Consider the following 17,178-nt stretch of genomic DNA (forward strand, 5'->3'; position numbering starts at 1 on the left):
GCCGAAGCCGCGCGCGGACGGCGCTGGGGGTGCGCCGGCTCGCCCGCTCAGTCGGCCAGCGCCCTCTGCACCGCGGCGCGGGCGCCCACGCGCTCGAAGTGCGCATGCACCTTGGAAAAGCGCGCGATGTCCACGCCGTCGCTCTTCAGCCAGCCGGCGATGGTGAACAGATAGCCGTCGGCCACCGAATAGGCATCGCCCAGCACCCAGGGGCCCTGCAGGTAGTGGTCCTCGATCAGCGTGAAGCAGTCCGTCATGTTCTGCGGCACCTTGCGCTGGATGGCGGCGATGGCCTCGGGCTCGTCGGCCCAGCGGCTGGCGCGCGGGCGGTGGGCATGGGCCACGTGGACGGTGGAGGCCAGGTAGCTGTGCACCTCCTGCATGCGCGCGAAGCCGAATGCGTCCGTGGGCGCCAGCTGCGCCCGCGGAAAACGCTGGGCGATGTAGGCCAGCAGCGCTGGCGTTTCGGTCAGCACGCCGTGCCCGGTGGCCAGCGCCGGCACACGGCCCTTGGGGTTGATGGCGAGGTATTCAGGCGACTGCTGCTGGCGCGCGGATAAATCGAGCCGTTCCAGGCGGTAGGGCGCCTGGGCTTCTTCCAGCGCGATGCGCACGGCCTGCGCGCAGGTGCCGGCAGCGTAGTAGAGGGTGAGTTCGGACGAGGGCATGGATGAAGGCGCCGGGGGCGCATCAGGGCTGAGGGTGCCCTGATGCTAATCCCGGGCCGCTACTTCAGCCTATCGCCAGTCGTCCCTGGGAGATCGTGAACACGTTCTCAGTTCGTGGTGCGCGGCATGCTGGCCGCATCCGATGCGGCAGCGGCCGGCGGCATGGAGCTGCCCGTGCCGGAGTCGGTCGATCCCATGCCGCCCGTGCCGGTGCCGGAACCCGTGCCCATGCTGGAGCTGGAGCCCATGCCGGAACCCGTCGTGCCTGTGCCGGCGTCCGGTACGGGCGTGGTCGGAGCGGAGGGCGACGGCGTCATGGGCGCCGAGCTGTTGGCCGGCTCGCCGGGCTTGGTGCGGTCGCAGGCGCTCAGGGCCAGTGCGGACACGACGACCAGGGGGGCTGCGATCCACCAGCGCGTGGAGGTACGGGACAGTCGGGAAGAGGTCATGGAAGGCTCCTTGTATCAAAGTGGCGCGGCGAACCGCCGCTGGAGCCGAGATGCTCGGTGCGCGGGCCGGCCCCTCGGGTAGGAGGGGGCTGACATTGCAATGGCTTACGTCCGTTGACCTGCGGGAACGCCCCATGCCCTTGCGCAGTGGCGTGCGCGCCGCATCCCCGACAATGCCGCCTTTGCGCGGCCGGCCCCGGCCCGCCCGCGCCGACCCCTTCCGAGCTGCGTTCCCATGGCCAAAGAAAAGACCCTCTACACCTGCACCGCCTGCGGCGGCACCAGCCCGCGCTGGCTGGGCAAGTGCCCCTCCTGCGGTGCCTGGAACACACTGGTCGAGACCGTGGCCGAAGCCGGCCCCGGCAAGAACCGGCTGAGCGCGCCTGCCTATGCGGGCCTGGCGCAGGCGCAGGCGGTGACGCCGCTGGCCGCCATCGAGGCCACCGACGTGGCGCGCACGCCCAGCGGCCTGGACGAGCTGGACCGCGTGCTGGGCGGCGGCATCGTCGAGGGCGGCGTGGTGCTGATCGGCGGCGACCCGGGCATCGGCAAGTCCACCCTGCTGCTGCAGGCGCTGGATGCGCTGCAGCGCCTGGGCCTGCCCACGCTCTACGTGACGGGCGAGGAAAGCGGCGCGCAGGTGGCGCTGCGCTCGCGCCGGCTGGGGCTGGACCACAGCCAGGTCAACGTGCTGGCGGAGATCCAGCTGGAGAAGATCCTCGCCACCATCGACAGCACGCAGCCCGCGGTGGCGGTGATCGACTCCATCCAGACCGTCTATTCCGACCAGCTCACCAGCGCGCCGGGCTCGGTTGCCCAGGTGCGCGAATGCGCGGCCCACCTCACGCGGGCGGCCAAGACCTCGGGCGTCTCCATCATCCTCGTGGGGCACGTGACCAAGGAAGGCGCCCTGGCCGGCCCGCGCGTGCTGGAGCACATGGTGGACACGGTGCTGTACTTCGAAGGCGACACCCACAGCCAGTTCCGGCTGGTGCGCGCCATCAAGAACCGCTTCGGCGCCGTCAACGAGATCGGCGTCTTCGCCATGACCGAGAAGGGCCTCAAGGGCGTGACCAACCCCAGCGCCATCTTCCTGAGCCAGCACAGCGAACCCGTGCCCGGCAGCTGCGTGCTGGTCACGCTGGAAGGCACGCGGCCCATGCTGGTGGAGATCCAGGCGCTGGTGGACGAGGGCGGGCCCAGCCCGCGCCGCCTGTCGGTGGGCCTGGACCGGGACCGCCTGGCCATGTTGCTGGCCGTGCTGCACCGCCATGCGGGCGTGGCCTGCATGGACCAGGACGTGTTCGTCAACGCCGTGGGCGGCGTGCGCATCAGCGAGCCCGCGGCCGACCTGGCGGTGATGCTGGCCATCACCAGCAGCCTGCGCGGCAAGCCGTTGCCCAAGGGTTTCCTCGCCTTCGGCGAAGTGGGGCTGGCGGGCGAGGTGCGCCCCGCTCCGCGCGGCCAGGAGCGGCTGAAGGAAGCCGCCAAGCTGGGCTTCACCGTGGCCGTGGTACCCAAGGCCAATGCGCCCAAGAAGCCGATCGAGGGGCTGACCATCCATGCCGTGGAGCGGGTGGAGCAGGCCATGGAGGTCGTGCGCGGGCTCTAGGGTCTTCGCCTACGCAGCTTCCACACCGGCGCGGCGGAATCGCCATAGGACAATGCGCGCCATGAATTTTCGCAAATACCTCGTTCCGGCCGGCATCCTGCTGCTGGTGGGCCTGGCCTGGCGCAGCTACGGCTGGCAGGGCGTCTTCGCCGTGGGCGGCGGCCTGATGATGTGGGCGCTGCTGCACTTCACGCGCCTCATGAACGTGATGAACAAGGCGGCCCAGCGCCCCATCGGCCATGTGGGCAGCGCCGTGATGCTGAACGCCCGGCTACGCGAGGGCGTGAACCTGATGCACGTGGTGGCGATGACGCGCTCGCTCGGCCAGCCGCAGTCGCCCGAGGGCGAGGACCCGGAGATCTTCCGCTGGACGGACGGCACGCAGTCGCACGTGACCTGCGAGTTCCGCCGCGGCCGGCTGGCGCGCTGGGAGCTGGTGCGCCCGGCCGCGGACGATGCCGCGCCGCAGACGCCCCAGCAGCAGGCGCAACCGGCCGCCGAAACGTAAAATCACGGGTTTTGCGACTTCCCGCAATGACACAAGGATGACGATGAGCCCCGTAGTTCCCTCGATGGCCGACCGTGACGGCAAGATCTGGATGGACGGCCAGATGGTGGATTGGCGCGATGCCAAGATCCACGTGCTGACCCACACGCTGCACTACGGCTGCGGCGCCTTCGAAGGCGTGCGCGCCTACAAGACCGAGCAGGGCACGGCCATCTTCCGCCTGCAGGAGCACACCGAGCGCCTCTTCAACAGCGCCAAGATCCTGCGCATGGCGATCCCCTTCAGCAAGGAAGAGGTCAACGAGGCCCAGAAGGCCGTGGTGCGCGAGAACCAGCTCGAATCCTGCTACCTGCGCCCGCTGACTTGGATCGGCTCGCAGAAGCTGGGCGTGTCGCCCCGCGGCAACCAGATCCACCTGATGGTCGCGGCCTGGGCCTGGGGCGCCTACCTGGGCGAAGAAGGCATGCAGCGCGGCATCCGCGTCAAGACCAGCAGCTACACGCGCCACCACGTCAACATCACCATGACGCAGGCCAAGGCGGTGAGCAACTACACCAACTCCATCCTCGCGAACATGGAAGCGCTGGACGACGGCTACGACGAGGCGCTGCTGCTGGACGCCTCGGGCTTCGTCTCCGAAGGCGCGGGCGAGAACATCTTCGTCGTGAAGAACGGCGTGGTCTATACGCCCGACCTGTCGGCCGGCGCGCTCAACGGCATCACCCGCAACACCATCTTCCACATCTGCAAGGATCTGGGGATCGAGCTGGTGCAAAAGCGCATCACGCGCGACGAGGTGTACATCGCCGACGAGGCCTTCTTCACCGGCACCGCCGCCGAAGTCACGCCCATCCGCGAGCTGGACCGCATCGCCATCGGCGCCGGCAGCCGCGGCCCGGTCACCGAAAAGATCCAGAAGGCCTTCTTCGACATCGTCAACGGCCGCAACCCCCAATACGCCCACTGGCTCACCAAGGTCTGATCGTCATGTCCCAAGCCGTCATCGAATTGCTCGCCAAGGATCTCAACCCCCAGGGCGGCGTCTTCTGCCCGAGCCCCAAGGCCGACATGAAGATCTGGAACAACCACCCCAAGGTCTATCTGGACGTGGCCCACACGGGCGAAGCCAAGTGCCCGTACTGCGGCACGGTGTACCGCCTGAAGGCGGGCGAAGTGGTCCACGCGGGCCACTGATCTCCGCAGGCCGGCAGGACTGCCGGCCCGTTCATTCCCCCGCCTCAGCGATGCCCGCTGCAGGCACGGCCCCAGAGGCTGTCCGGCCGGGGCTCGCCATGCCGCGCGAAGAGCTGCGCGAAATGCCGCCGCTCGCCCCCGCGCAGCTTGACCAGCGGCGGCACCTGCGCGTCCGCCGGCATGAGGCACAGGCGCGGATAGAGCAGATACCACTTCCAGCCCACGGCCTTCTGATAGAAGAAAGCCGTGTCTTCCGCTTGGGCGAGTGCCAGGCGGTGCGCCGCGCCATCCCGGCGCAGCACCCGCTGCGCGGTGACGTGGCCCAGCAGATAGACCGGATCGGGAATGCCCTGCAGCAGCTGCGCCCAGCCGGGCTCCGCCTGCCGCGCGGGCAGATAGGCCGCCGTGCCCACCTCGAAGAGCGCATGGTGGAATTCGCGCTGCCATGCGGTGACGAAGGCGCCGCCGGCGGGCGCGCCGAAGGTCCAGTTCTCCACCACCGGGAACTGCGCGTCCTGCGTGTAGCCCTGCAGGTAGAAGCCCGCAAAGTCTGCGCCCTGCGCCTGGCGCATCGCCTCCAGCCAGTCGATGGGCCGGGTCAGCAGCACGGTCGCATCCAGCCAGTAGCCGCCGAAGCGGCTCACCAGATAGAGCCGTATCCAGTCCGACTGCTTGACCGGGTCGAGCCGCTCGAAGCCCTCGGGCCAGTCGGCCGGCGGCACGTGCTCGCGCACCGTCTGCTGGTTGAGCACCTGCACCTCGAAGCCCGGGCACTGCGCGCGCCAGTTGGCGATGCAGCGCTCCACGAAGGCGTCGGGCTGCACGCTGTGCCAGTAGCTCCAGATGCGGCGCGGAATGGCGGCGCTGGCCGCTGCTCCGTCGCCCGGGGCGGCGACCTGGGGCGCCGCGGCGGCATAGGCCGCTGCCGTGCGCGGGCGCAGCCGGGCCAGCACGGCATACACGGTGCGGAAGGCGGCAGCGGGGAGGGAATGTGTCATGGAGTCAGAGCAGCACCGAAATGCACGAAAGCGCGCGGATACGCGACGGCGGCATTCTGCACGCTGGCCACCGGGTTACGATCCGCGCCAATCGTTCGATTGAAACGATAGCGGCAGCTGCGTACTAGTTCTGGGCGTGGCGCTTGAATCCCCTACGAATTCCTTTTTCGATGCAAATCTCGTCTTATCTGGGCCCGTCGCCCTGGCAGCGCCAGTGGACCACGCTGGCTGCCTTCCTCGTGCTGGCCCTGTCCCTGACAGTCTCCTCGGGCTATTCCTACGGTGCTGTGCTGCTGCTGCTGGGCGCCGTTGTCAGCCTGCCGCACTGGGCGCGGCATCGGCCCGACCGCGGCACGCTGGCGCTGGCCGCCATCTTCTTCGCCATGGGGCTGCTGTGGTGCGTGATGTCGGATGCGCGCGAAGGCATGGGGCAGTGGGACCGTTCCATCAAGTTCCTGCTCGGCACTGTGTGCCTGCTGTTCATCGCCAAGTTCCCGCCGCGCCCCCGGGCGCTCTTCTGGGGGCTGCTGCTGGGCTGCCTCGGCGCGGGCTGCGTGGCGCTCTGGCAGGTGCGCGTGGAAGGCGCGCTTCGCGCCTCAGGCTTTCCGTCCAACCACACCAATGCCATCCAGTGGGGCAACCTGGCGCTGCTCCTGGGCGCCATGCTGGCGATGCAGCTGGTGGCGCTCTGGCGCCAGCTGCCGCGTGCCGTGCCCTGGGTGGGCGTGGCGGCGGCGCTGATGGCGCTCAACGCCTCGGTGCTGTCGCAGTCGCGCGGCGGGTGGCTGGCGCTCTTGCTGGCGCTGCCGCTGGGCATCTATCTCTTCCATCGCCTGCACCCCGGGCGGGTGCTGCGCATCGCGGGGGCGCTGCTCGCTGCGCTGGTGGTGCTGACGGTGATGAACTGGCGCCTGATCGAGCAGCGCTGGGAGCTGATGCACCAGGAGGTGACGCAGTACGACGACAACGCCCGCGCCGGCGCCGAAAGCTCGGTGGGCCAGCGGCTGGAGCACTGGCGCTTCGCCTGGGACCTGGGCCGTGAACGTCCGCTGACGGGCTGGGGCCTGGCCGGCTACATGCGCGAGAAGGAAAAGCGCGTCGCGGCCGGCCTCTACCAGAAGTCCATCACCGAATACATCTACGTCCACAACGAGCCGCTGGACGTCTTCGTCAAGACCGGCATCGGCGGCGTGGCCCTGCTGCTGTGCTTCTACGGCGTGCCCTTCTTCCTTTTCTGGCCCAGCCGGCGCCGTCTGGCAGCGCTGGACGGCCTGCCCGAGGCCGAGCGCACCCAGGTCGTGGCGCTGCGGCTCACCGGCGTGTGCATTCCCGTGCTCTACGTGGGCTTCGGGCTCACGCAGGTCTTCTTCGCGCACAACAGCGGGATCATGTTCTATCTCTTCTCCAACATGATCGTCTGGTCCGCCCTGCTGGGCTCCGACCCGGCCTTGCGCGCAGCCGCTGCCCGCACCTGAGGCCCCGGTGGCCGCCATGATGCTTCCATGAGCACGACGCCCCCGCTCTTCGCCGCACGCCGGCCGCGCGTGCTGCACTTCGTGACCGGCGGCTTCTCGGGCGCCACGCAGGTGGCCGTCGATCTGGTGCGCGCCCATGCCGCATCGGGCCGGTTCGAGGCGCTGCTCGCGCTGCGCGCCAAGCGACGCACCACCACGCCCGAGCGCGTGGCCGCGCTGCGCGCCGAGGGGCTGGCGGTGGAACTGGTGCCCGGCTGGGCGCACGCCGCCACGGTGTGGCAGCTGGCGGCGCTGTGCCGGCGCTGGCAGCCCGACATCCTGGTCGCGCATGGTTTCAGCGAACACCTCTGGGGCCGCTATGCCGGCCTGCTGGCGGGCGTGCCCCGGCTGGTGCACGTGGAGCACAACTCCCGCGAGCGCTACACCGCCTGGCGGCTGGCACAGGCGCGCTGGCTGGCGCGGCGCACGGCGGCCATCGTGGGCGTTTCCGAAGGCGTGCGCAGCACCCTGCTGGAGCGCGGCTTTCCGGCCGACCGCATCCATGCCATTCCCAACGGCGTGCGGCTCGAGCCCTTCGCCCAGGCCGAGTCCCGCCCGTTCGCCGCGCGCGAGCCCGGCATCGTCATGGCCGCGCGCTTCGCCCGCCAGAAGGACCATGCCACGCTGCTGCGCGCCGTGGCGCTGCTGCGCGATCGCGGCCTGACCCCGCCCGTGCGCCTGGCCGGCGGCGGCAAGGCCAGCGCCCGGCAGGCGGCCGAGCGGCTGGCGCAGGAACTGGACCTGCTGCCCCAGGTGCAGTTCATCGGCCACTGCGCCGACGTGCCCGGGCTGCTGATGGGCCAGCGGATCTGCGTGCTCTCCACCCACTACGAGGGCATGCCGCTCTCGCTCATCGAAGGCATGGCCGCCGGCTGCGCCGTGGTGGGCAGCCGCGTGGTGGGCGTGCAGGAGGTGATCGCGCCCGGCCGCACCGGCCTGCTGGCCGAGCCCGGCGATGCCGCCTCGCTCGCCGATGCGCTGCAGCGCCTCTTGACCGACACCCCCGCCGCCGCCCGCATGGCCGCCGCCGCCCGCGAAGACGCCGTGGCGCACTACGGCCTGCCCACCATGACGGCGCGCTACGAAGCGCTGCTGCACGGCCTGCTGCCGGCGGAGCCCGCCACGCCATGAACCCTTTCGCTTCCGCTGCGCCGGCCGCTGCCACGCCCTGGCTCAGCGTGCTCCTGCCCGTCTACAACGTGCGCGACTACCTGGCCGAATGCGTCGAATCCGTGCTGGGCCAGGCGCCGGCCGATGCGGGCGTCGAAGTGCTGCTGCTCGACGACTGCTCCACCGATGGTTCCGCCGAGGCCATGGCCGCGCTGGATGCCCGCTGGCCCGGCCGCCTGCGGCTGCTGCGCCACGAACGCAATGCCGGCCTGAGCGCCGCGCGCAACACCATGATCGAGGCGGCGCGGGGCGACTACCTCTGGTTCCTCGACTCCGACGACAAGCTGCTGCCCGGCGCCATCGCCGGCCTGCGCGAGGTGGTGGGCCTGCACGCGCCCGATGCCGTGCTCTGCGACTTCGCCGTCTGGCGCGAGCGCCCGCGCCTGAAGCACCGCCTGCGCGGCGAAGGCCATCGCAACACCTTCGCGGGCCCGCACGCCGCGCTGCGCCCCGGCGGCCCCGAGCTGCTGGCCGGCCTGCTGGCCACGGGCCAGCTGCATGCCTGGTCCAAGATCACGCGTCGCGCCCTCTGGCCGGCCACGGTGCGCTTTCCGCCCGGCCGCTATTTCGAGGACATGGCCACCATGCCGCTGGCCCTGCTGGGCGCGCGCAGCTACTGGCATGTGCCGAAGCCCTGGGTGGCCTACCGCCAGCGCGGCGGCAGCATCCTGTCCACCATGACCTTGCCCAAGGCCCTGGACCAGTCCGCCGCGCTGCGGCCCTTCGGCGATGCGCTGCGCGGCCGGCCCGAGGCCGCAGACCCCGCCCTGCGCTTCGCCCTGGCCCACCAGTGCGCCCGCAGCCTGATGGGCGCCATGCGCGTGGTGGCCCGCGCCGCCGCCCAGCCCGGCGCCGATGCGGCGGCGCTGGATGCCGCGGCCGGCCGCATCCGCGCCGACTTCGCCGCCGCCTCGCCGCTGCCCGCCGAGGCGCTGGCCCAGGCCTATCTGCTGCGCGGCTGGTGGCTGCGGCGCCTGAAATTCCTGCGCGCCCACGCGCTGCGACCCCGATGACTTCTTCCGCTCCCTCCCGCCGCCCCTCGCTCAAGACGCGCGGCGAACTCTGGCTGGCACGCGGCCTGCGCCGGTTCTACGGCCTGTGGCCGCGCCGGCTCGAAGCCTGCCCGCCGCCGGCCTTCGCGCTGCATGCCATCGCACCGGCACCCGGCGCGCAGGTGCCGGCGGTGGACGAAGCCGCTGCCAGGCCCATCCCGCGCGTCATCTGGGCCTACTGGAAGGGCGATGCGCCGCCGCTGCTGATCCAGCGCTGCTTCGCCAACTGGCGGCGCATGAGCCCGGGCTACGAGATCCGCCTGCTGGACGACGTCTCCGCCCGCGCCTGGCTGCCGGAGATCCCGGCCGTGCTCGACCAGGTCTCGCCCGCCAAGCGCGCCGACTGGATCCGGCTGGAGCTGCTGCGCCTGCACGGCGGCATCTGGGTGGATGCCAGCAGCATCCTCACCGCGCCGCTGGACTGGGTGCTGGAGCAGCAGGCGCGCACGCCGGCCGACTTCGTGGGCTTCTACCTGGAGCGCCACACCCGCGACGCCGCCTATCCGGTGGTCGAGAACTGGTTCATGGCCGCGCCCCCGGGCAGCCGCTTCATCGCCGACCTGCAGCACGAATTCACCACCCAGGTCATCCACCGCACGGGGCATGAATACATCGCCCACCTGCAGTCGCTGGGCATCTACGAGGACGTGCGCCAGCACATCGACGCGCCCGACTACCTCAGCATGCACCTGGCGCTGCAGTTCGTGCTGCGCACGCGCGGCGGCTACCGGCTGGCGCTGGCCCGCGCCGAAGACGGGCCGTTCTACTACCACGTGCTCGGCCGCTGGGGCCGCACGCCGCTCAAGCTGCGGCTGCTGTTCTCGCGGCCCACGGGGGCGCTGCCGCCGCTCATCAAGCTGCGTGCGCCGGATCGCCGGCGGCTGGACGACTACCTGGAGCGCGGGCTTTACCTGCCGGACAGCATCGCCGGGCAGCAGCTCATGGCCGGTAAGGGCACTGCGCGCTGATTGCTATCGAAAAAATAGCTATAGGCGCTTGATCCGCCTGCGCTGCAGGGCCATCAGGCCTTGATTCCGGCGCGGGCAGCCCGCCATTCCCGCGCCAGCAGCGCCACCAGCTCCCCCGCCGGCATCGGCCGGGCCGCCGCCACGCCCTGGCCGGCCCAGAGCGCGAGGGCATCGGCCCGGCCCTGGGCGGCGGCGGCCTTGCGCACCGGCCCCATGAGCGCGTTCTGCACCGGGTAGGCCGGCACGGCGGCCTCGAAGGCGGCGAGCCGCTCCATGGTGGCGTTGACGATGCCGCGCGCCGGCCGGCCCGAGAACACGCGGGTGATGCGCGTATCGGTCTCGCCCGCCGCGGCGAGCGCGGCGCGGTAGGCCGGCCCGATGGCCGATTCCGGGCAGACGAGGAAGGCCGTGCCCATCTGCACGCCCTCGGCGCCCAGGGCCTGGGCGGCGGCGATGCCGCGCCCGTCCATGATGCCCCCGGCCGCGATCACCGGCAGGCCGGCGAGCGCGTCCACGCATTGCGGCACCAGTGCCAGCGTGCCCACCAGGCTGGCCTCGAAGTCGCCCAGGGATGGCTCCTCGCGTGCCCCGGCTTCGCGTGCCGCCGTCCCCCCGAGAAACGTGCCCCGGTGCCCGCCGGCTTCCAGACCGCTGGCGCAGACCGCATCGGCGCCCACGGCGGCCCAGGCGCGGGCCTCGGCCACGGTGGTGGCGGTTCCGATGACGGTGCAGCCGGCCGCGTGCAGCCGCTCCACCTGGCGCGCATCGAGGATGCCGAAGGTGAAGCTGGCGACGGCCGGGCGCGCCGCGAGCAGCGCCTCGAACTGCGCCGCGAAGTCTTCGCACCACTGCGCGGGCACGGCGGGTTCCAGCCCGAATTCGGCGTAGAGGGGCGCCAGCCGTTCCAGCGCCTCGCGCACGGTGGCCGCATCGGGCGCGGGCGTGGCCTGCACGAAGAGGTTCATGCCGAAGGGGCGGGCCGTGCGGCGGCGCACCTCGGCCGCGGCCTCGGCCATGGCGGCGGGCGAGCGCATGCCGCAGCCCAGCATGCCCAGCCCGCCGGCTTCGGAGACGGCGGCGGCCAGGGCCGGCGTGTCCGATCCGGTCATGGGGCCTTGCACGATGGGCAGGGCGATGCCCAGGCGGCTGAACAGCGGGGCCGGGCGAGCGGGCGGCGTGGCGGGTGCAGAAGGCATGGCAGGCTTTCGTCGAGTTGGAGGGTGGGGTCGAGAGCGAAGCGGGTCAGGCGGAGGCCGGGCCCTGCAGCGCCTGCAGCAGGGCATCGAGCGCCGGCGTATGCCAGCCGCGCCGGCGCACCAGCACGGTTTCGCGCTCGGCCAGCGGCACCCAGCGCAGCGCGGGCGGCTCGCGCATCAGGTCGATGACGGACTGCGGCACCACGCCGGCGCAGCGCCCGGCGGCCACGCAGGCCAGGATGGCGTGGTAGGAGGCCAGCTCCAGCACCTGGGGCGCGGCGCCGTGGCGCTGCGCGCGCATCCAGTCCTCGCCCATGCGGCGGTAGGTGCAACCGGAGTCGAAGGCGGCCAGCGTGCCCACCTGCAGATCGCCGGGGCGTTCGACCGGCGGGTGGTCGGCGGGCAGGGCGATGCAGATCGCTTCGGTGAACACCGGCGTGCGGTCCACCGGCGCCTCCGGGTCCACGCCCGGCGGCGGCCAGGCGACCAGGGCGCAGTCGCTGGTGTGGGCCAGCACCTGGTCCACCAGCTCGCGCGAGGCGCCGGTGCGCAGCTCCAGCTGCAGGCCGGGCCACTGCGCATGCAGGCGGGCCAGCGGCGCGGGCAGGCGGGCGGCGGCGGTGCTTTCCATGGCGCCCAGGCGCAGCCGGCCGCTGGGCGCGGCAGGGTGCAGGGCCTGGCGGGCTTCTTCGGCCAGCGCCAGCAGGCGGTCGGCATAGGCCACCAGCGAGGTGCCGGCCGGCGTCAGCGCCATGCGCCGGCCTTCGCGCAGGAACAGCGTGGCGCCGAGCTGTTCTTCGAGCTGCTGCACGCGGGTGGTGACGTTGGACTGCACCCGGCCCAGCCGTTCGGCTGCGCGGGTGACGCTGCCTTCGGCCGCCACGGCGCGAAAGATTTCCAGGGCGGAGAGGTCCATGAAATTCCCGTTTGGAGATGGATTGATTGAATGTTAATCTGAAAAAGAGAATAAACAGACAACCCGAGGCCCCGCCGCATGTCCACCGATTCCGCTCCGTCCGGCCCCGAGGCCGCTACGCCGCCCGCCCTGGCGCACCGCCCGCTGGCCATCGCCCTGGCCGGCATGGCCGCGCTGGGCGCCGCCATGGGCATCGGCCGCTTCGCCTTCACCCCGCTGCTGCCCATGATGCTGCGCGACGGCGTGCTCACCCTGGCGGACGGCAGCTGGCTGGCCACGGTCAACTACGTGGGCTATCTGATCGGGGCCCTGGCCTGCATGGCGCTGCCGTGGCTGGCGCCGCGCACCGCCCGGGCCTGGCAGGGCGCGCCGCTCACGCGCTGGGGCCTGGCGGCCACGGTGCTGCTGACCTGCGGCATGGCGCTGCCGGTGGCCGGCGCCTGGCCGTGGCTGCGCGCGGCGGCGGGCGCAGCGAGCGCGGTGGTGTTCCTCAACGTGTCGTCCTGGTGCATGGCGCGGCTGGTGGCGTCGGGGCAGGCGGCGCTGGGCGGGCTGATCTTCTGCGGGCCGGGGCTGGGCATCGTGCTCACGGGCCTTTCGGCCAGTGCCATGGTGTCGGCGCACTGGCCGGCGGCGGCCGGCTGGGCGGCTTTCGGGCTGCTCTGCGCGGTGCTGTGCGCGCTGGTCTGGCCGGTGGTGCGGGGCCCGGCGCAGCAGGCCGGGATGGCCAGCGCCGCCATGCCGCTCCCCAGGCCCGCCCCTGCAGGAGGCCGCAGCGCCCGGGCGCTGCTCACGCTGGCCTATGGCCTCGCGGGCCTGGGCTACATCGTCACGGCCACCTTCTTGCCGGTGATCGCGCGCGGGGTGCTGCCGGCGGGCTCGCCCTGGCCCGATCTGTTCTGGCCGGTGTTCGGTGCGGGCGTGGCGCTGGGCGCGGCGCTGTCCACCCGCACGCCGGCCGGCTGGGACCGGCGCTGGCTGCTGGCCGGCTGCTACGCGCTGCAGGCGCTGGCCATTGGCCTGGGGCTGGTGTGGCCGGGCGCGGCGGGCTTCGCGCTAGGCAGCCTGCTGCTGGGGCTGCCGTTCACGGCCATCACCTTCTATGCGCTGCAGGAGGCGCGGCGCATCTGGCCGGCGGCGGGCGACAGCTTTGCGGGCCTGCTGACGGTGGCCTACGGCCTGGGCCAGATCGCCGGCCCGCCCCTGGTGGCCTGGGCGCTGCACCATGCGGCCACGCCGCAGCAGGGCTTTGCTCAGGGCCTGGCCATGGCGGCCGGGGCGCTGGTGCTGGGGGCGTGCGTGCTGGGGGCAATGGTGCGGCGCTGGCCGCTGCGTGAAGCGAACTGAGGGCGCCGGGCGCCGGGATCAGGCCGAGCGCGGCAGCTGCAGCACGAAGCTGGCGCCGCTCGCGCCGTCGGGCCGGTCGGTGCAGAAGACGCGGCCGTCGTGGCGTTCGGCGATGGAGCGCACCAGCGCCAGCCCCAGGCCCACGCCGCCGGAGCGTTCGCTGGCGCCGGGCAGGCGGTAGAAGGGCTCGAAGATGCGTTCGCGCTGGTCGGCCGGCACGCCCGGGCCCTGGTCGCACACGCTGGCTTCCACATGCGTGCCGGTGCTGCGCAGGGTGACGGTGATGTCGCCCTGGCTGTAGCGGCGGGCGTTTTCCAGCAGGTTGCGCAGCGCCCGGCGCAGCAGCTTGGGGATGCCGTTCACTTCCAGCGCGTCGGCGGCCGTGCCGTCGGCGATCAGCAGTTCGGCATCCACGCGCACGCATTCCTCGGCGGCCAGGCCCATGAGGTCCACCACCTCGACGGTGCCCACGTCGGCCTCGCGCGCGTCGAGCCGGCTGGCGAGCAGGATCTCGTCCACCAGCTGGTCCAGCTCGGCGATGTTGCGCAGGATCTCGGCGCGGAAGTTGGGCGAGGGCGCGCTGCCCTGCATCAGCTCCAGCCCCATGCGGATGCGCGTGAGCGGCGAGCGCAGCTCGTGCGAGGCATTGGCCAGCAATGACTTGTGCGACTTGACCAGGGTTTCGATGCGCGCGGCGGCGGCGTTGAACTGCCGCGCCAGGTCGGCCACCTCGTCCTGCCCGCGTTCGGTCACGCGCACCGAGAGGTCGCCCTCGCCGAAGCGCTGCACGCTGCGCTGCAGCGTCTCCAGCCGCACCAGCAGCTTGCGGATGATGGGGAACACGCCCACGGTGACGGCGATGCCGACCAGCGCCAGCATCCACAGGAAGCCGAAGGGCGGGCTCAGCCAGAAGGCGGCGTCGTGCCGGCCCGGGCCGGGCGGGCGCTGGCGCGGCGACATCTCCAGCGTGTAGGCCGCGCCGTCCAGCCCTTCGAGCACGAATTCGAGGCCCTCGCCGCGCTCGGTGGGGCGGCGCAGGGCCTGGCCCTTGAGCCGCGGGTGGCCCTGGGCGTCGCGCAGCACGAATTCGCGCCCCGGCGGCTGCGCTGCGGCCTGCTGCGCGTTGTGCTCTGCCGCGATGCGCCAGGCCAGGCCCACCAGCAGCGCGAACACCGCCACCCCGCCCACCACGGCGAGCCAGATGCGCAGGTAGAGGCGCCGGGAGAAGGGGCTGACCAGGGACATCTAGTCTTGCTGCTTGGCGAACACGTAGCCCACGCCGCGCACGGTGAGGATGCGGCGCGGGTTCTTGGCGTCCTGCTCGATGGCGGCGCGGATGCGGCCCATGTGCACGTCGATGGAGCGGTCGAAGGCTTCCAGCTCGCGGCCGCGCACGGCTTCCATGATCTGGTCGCGCGTGAGCACACGGCCGGCGCGCTCGGCCAGCGCGACCAGCAGGTCGAACTGGTAGGAGGTGAGGTCCGCCGGCTGCCCGCCCACGGTGACGCTGCGCGCGTCGCGGTCGATCTCCAGCGTGCCGAAGCGCATGAGCTGCGGCGCGGGCTGGGCGCCGCTCTCGCGCCGGCGCAGGATGGCGCGGATGCGCGCCAGCAGCTCGCGCGGCTCGAAGGGCTTGGGCAGGTAGTCGTCGGCGCCCAGCTCCAGGCCGATGATGCGGTCCATGGGGTCGCCCTTGGCGGTGAGCATCAGCACCGGCACCTGCGCGGCGGCGCCGGGCAGGGCGCGGATGCGGCGGCAGACTTCGAGGCCGTCCATGTCGGGCAGCATCAGGTCGAGGATGACCAGGTCGGGCAGCGCGTAGCCGCCATCGCCCTGCAGATGCGCCAGGCCGCTGCCGCCGTCCGCCTTGTGGGTGACCTGCAGGCCGGACTGGCCCAGGTACTCGCCCACCATCTCGGCCAGGCGGGCGTCGTCTTCGATCATCAGCAGTTGGGAACTCATGGCAGGCGGGCGGAGGATGGAAGAAGGAAGAGGAAACGGAAAACAAAACGGGGCACAGGCTGCATGGTGACGCCAGGGCATCTCGCCGGGTTGAAGTCTCCGTAAAGTTAGGTAAACGAGCGCTTCAGGGCGGCGGCTGCCCGGGGCCGCATTCCCGGTAATTGCTATCAAATATGTAGCTAATTGCCCTTGTGGATCAAGCGCTAGGGGCCATTTTGACTCTGGAAGCCAGCGCCACCAGCAGCAGCACCGGCAGCCCCAGGAGCGCGGTGCCGATGAAGAAGTCGGTGTAGCCGTAGGCATCGACGAAGCGGCCCGAGAAGCCGGCGATCCACTTGGGCAGCAGCAGCATCATGGAGCTGAAGAGGGCGTACTGCGTGGCCGAGTACTGCACGTTCGTCAGGCTGGATAGGTAGGCGATGAACGCGGCCGAGGCGATGCCGCCCGAGAGGTTGTCGGCCGACACCACCGCCATCAGCAGCGGCACGCTGTGGCCCTGCTGGCCCAGCCAGGCGAAGAGCAGGTTGCTCAGCGCGCTGAGCACCGCGCCCAGCATCAGCACGCGCATCACGCCCAGGCGCATGGACAGCACGCCGCCCACGAAGGCGCCGGCCAGCGTGGCCACCACGCCGAAGACCTTGCTCACGGCGGCCACCTCGTCCTTGGTGTAGCCCATATCGACGTAGAACGGGTTGGCCATGATGCCCATCACCACGTCGCTGATGCGGTAGAGCGCGATGAGCGCCAGCAGCAGCGCGGCCTGCCAGCGGTAGCGGCGGATGAAGTCGGCAAAGGGCTCGACGAGTGCGCCGCGCAGCCATTCGGCGGCATTGCGGGCGGGCGGCAGCGGGCGCGGCGCGGGCTCGCGCGAGAGCAGCACGGTGATGGCGCCCAGCAGCATCGAGGCCGCCATGGTCAGGTAGGCCGCCTGCCAGGCACCGTGCTGGTAGCCGCTGGCGGTGGGCGATTCGGCCCGGGCCGCCACCCAGAGCACGCCGGCGCCGGCCCAGATCATCGCCAGGCGGTAGCCCGTCTGGTAGGTCGCGGCCAGGGCGGCCTGCCGGTCGGCGTCGGCCGATTCGATGCGGAAGGCGTCGAGCGCGATGTCCTGCGTGGCCGAGCCGAAGGCGACGAAGAGCGCGCACCACACCATGGGCGCCAGCGCCACGCGCGGGTCGTGCAGGGCCATGCCCACCAGCCCGCCCATCACCAGCAGCTGCGACAGCAGCAGCCAGCTGCGCCGCCGGCCCAGCGCGCGCGTGAGCCAGGGCAGGGGCATGCGGTCCACCAGCGGCGCCCAGACCCACTTGAAGGCATAGGCCAGGCCCACCCAGCTCAGGTAGCCGATGGTGGTGCGGTCCACGCCGGCCTCGCGCAGCCAGAAGCTCAGCGTGCCCAGCACCAGCAGGAGCGGTAGCCCGGCCGAAAAGCCCAGCGCCAGCATGCGCAGGCTGGCCGGTTCCCGATAGACCCGCAGGGCCTGGCCCCAGCTGCGGCGCGGCGCGGGTGGCTGCGGTGGCGTGGCTGCGGGATCGGCGCTGGGGGAGGATGCGGCGGTTCGGGAAGAGGGCGCTGGATTCGTCATGGGGGAGCACAAAGAGGGCGCGCGGCCGGGGCGGCGGGT

The 17,178-nt window shown here is 71.9% G+C and carries 17 protein-coding genes; 9 read left to right on the plus strand and 8 right to left on the minus strand.

Features of this window, described 5'->3' with window-relative positions; all coding sequences use genetic code 11:
- Positions 1–47: 47 nt before the first annotated feature.
- Positions 48–668 (minus strand): glutathione S-transferase family protein, encoded by a 621-nt coding sequence (locus BM070_RS04550; RefSeq protein WP_092937943.1) that lies wholly within the window; start codon positions 666–668, stop codon positions 48–50.
- A 107-nt stretch (positions 669–775) separates the two neighbouring features.
- Positions 776–1,117: a hypothetical protein gene (locus BM070_RS04555; protein ID WP_092937945.1), complete on the minus strand. Its 342-nt coding sequence runs from the start codon at positions 1,115–1,117 to the stop codon at positions 776–778.
- Positions 1,118–1,352: 235 nt separating this feature from the next.
- Here BM070_RS04555 and radA point away from each other — a divergent pair, with 235 nt between their 5' ends.
- The 4 genes from radA (at position 1,353) to BM070_RS04575 (ending at position 4,431) form a co-directional block, all read left to right on the plus strand.
- Positions 1,353–2,729: a DNA repair protein RadA gene (gene radA / locus BM070_RS04560; protein WP_092937947.1), complete on the plus strand. Its 1,377-nt coding sequence runs from the start codon at positions 1,353–1,355 to the stop codon at positions 2,727–2,729.
- A gap of 61 nt (positions 2,730–2,790) precedes the next feature.
- Complete coding sequence (locus tag BM070_RS04565; protein WP_092938154.1) at positions 2,791–3,237, plus strand: glycerate kinase; 447 nt, start codon at positions 2,791–2,793, stop codon at positions 3,235–3,237.
- A gap of 43 nt (positions 3,238–3,280) precedes the next feature.
- Positions 3,281–4,219, plus strand: a complete 939-nt coding sequence (locus tag BM070_RS04570; protein WP_092937949.1) for a branched-chain amino acid transaminase — start codon at positions 3,281–3,283, stop codon at positions 4,217–4,219.
- A 5-nt stretch (positions 4,220–4,224) separates the two neighbouring features.
- Positions 4,225–4,431, plus strand: coding sequence for a zinc-finger domain-containing protein (locus BM070_RS04575; protein ID WP_092937951.1), 207 nt, complete (start codon positions 4,225–4,227; stop codon positions 4,429–4,431).
- Between the two features lie 44 nt (positions 4,432–4,475).
- On the opposite strand, the gene BM070_RS04580 is transcribed toward BM070_RS04575, so the two are convergent.
- Entirely contained in the window at positions 4,476–5,429 is a 954-nt protein-coding gene (locus BM070_RS04580; RefSeq protein WP_175518418.1) for a glycosyltransferase family 32 protein, read from the minus strand.
- A 170-nt stretch (positions 5,430–5,599) separates the two neighbouring features.
- Here BM070_RS04580 and BM070_RS04585 point away from each other — a divergent pair, with 170 nt between their 5' ends.
- From BM070_RS04585 to BM070_RS04600, 4 genes are read left to right on the plus strand one after another with little or no spacing between them, the layout of a single operon-like run.
- Positions 5,600–6,904, plus strand: coding sequence for an O-antigen ligase family protein (locus BM070_RS04585; RefSeq protein WP_092937953.1), 1,305 nt, complete (start codon positions 5,600–5,602; stop codon positions 6,902–6,904).
- A 27-nt stretch (positions 6,905–6,931) separates the two neighbouring features.
- Positions 6,932–8,074 (plus strand): glycosyltransferase, encoded by a 1,143-nt coding sequence (locus tag BM070_RS04590; RefSeq protein ID WP_092937955.1) that lies wholly within the window; start codon positions 6,932–6,934, stop codon positions 8,072–8,074.
- The gene (locus BM070_RS04595) at positions 8,071–9,126 is read left to right on the plus strand and encodes a glycosyltransferase family 2 protein (RefSeq protein WP_092937957.1); all 1,056 of its coding nucleotides are present in this window, start codon (positions 8,071–8,073) and stop codon (positions 9,124–9,126) included. Before BM070_RS04590 ends, BM070_RS04595 begins: the two co-directional genes overlap by 4 nt.
- Complete coding sequence (locus BM070_RS04600) at positions 9,123–10,133, plus strand: glycosyltransferase family 32 protein (protein WP_092937959.1); 1,011 nt, start codon at positions 9,123–9,125, stop codon at positions 10,131–10,133. The genes BM070_RS04595 and BM070_RS04600 overlap by 4 nt, the downstream gene beginning before the upstream one ends.
- A gap of 53 nt (positions 10,134–10,186) precedes the next feature.
- On the opposite strand, the gene BM070_RS04605 is transcribed toward BM070_RS04600, so the two are convergent.
- On the minus strand, positions 10,187–11,329 hold the full coding sequence (locus tag BM070_RS04605) for an NAD(P)H-dependent flavin oxidoreductase (RefSeq protein WP_092937961.1): 1,143 nt from the start codon (positions 11,327–11,329) through the stop codon (positions 10,187–10,189).
- Between the two features lie 46 nt (positions 11,330–11,375).
- A complete protein-coding gene (locus tag BM070_RS04610; protein WP_092937963.1) occupies positions 11,376–12,245 on the minus strand; it encodes a LysR family transcriptional regulator in 870 nt (289 codons plus the stop codon).
- Positions 12,246–12,323: 78 nt separating this feature from the next.
- Between BM070_RS04610 and BM070_RS04615 the strand changes: the two genes are divergently transcribed.
- Complete coding sequence (locus BM070_RS04615; RefSeq protein WP_092937965.1) at positions 12,324–13,592, plus strand: YbfB/YjiJ family MFS transporter; 1,269 nt, start codon at positions 12,324–12,326, stop codon at positions 13,590–13,592.
- 18 nt (positions 13,593–13,610) lie between these two features.
- On the opposite strand, the gene BM070_RS04620 is transcribed toward BM070_RS04615, so the two are convergent.
- The 3 genes from BM070_RS04620 to BM070_RS04630 all read right to left on the minus strand — a co-directional run bounded on the left by BM070_RS04620 (position 13,611) and on the right by BM070_RS04630 (position 17,139).
- Positions 13,611–14,837 (minus strand): ATP-binding protein, encoded by a 1,227-nt coding sequence (locus tag BM070_RS04620; RefSeq protein WP_175518419.1) that lies wholly within the window; start codon positions 14,835–14,837, stop codon positions 13,611–13,613.
- Positions 14,838–15,554, minus strand: a complete 717-nt coding sequence (locus BM070_RS04625) for a response regulator (protein ID WP_092937967.1) — start codon at positions 15,552–15,554, stop codon at positions 14,838–14,840.
- Between the two features lie 196 nt (positions 15,555–15,750).
- On the minus strand, positions 15,751–17,139 hold the full coding sequence (locus tag BM070_RS04630; protein WP_092937969.1) for an AmpG family muropeptide MFS transporter: 1,389 nt from the start codon (positions 17,137–17,139) through the stop codon (positions 15,751–15,753).
- Positions 17,140–17,178 lie beyond the last annotated feature (39 nt).

Origin of the sequence: Paracidovorax wautersii (genome assembly GCF_900113035.1) — a bacterium.
Taxonomy (GTDB): Bacteria; Pseudomonadota; Gammaproteobacteria; order Burkholderiales; family Burkholderiaceae_C; genus Paracidovorax; species Paracidovorax wautersii.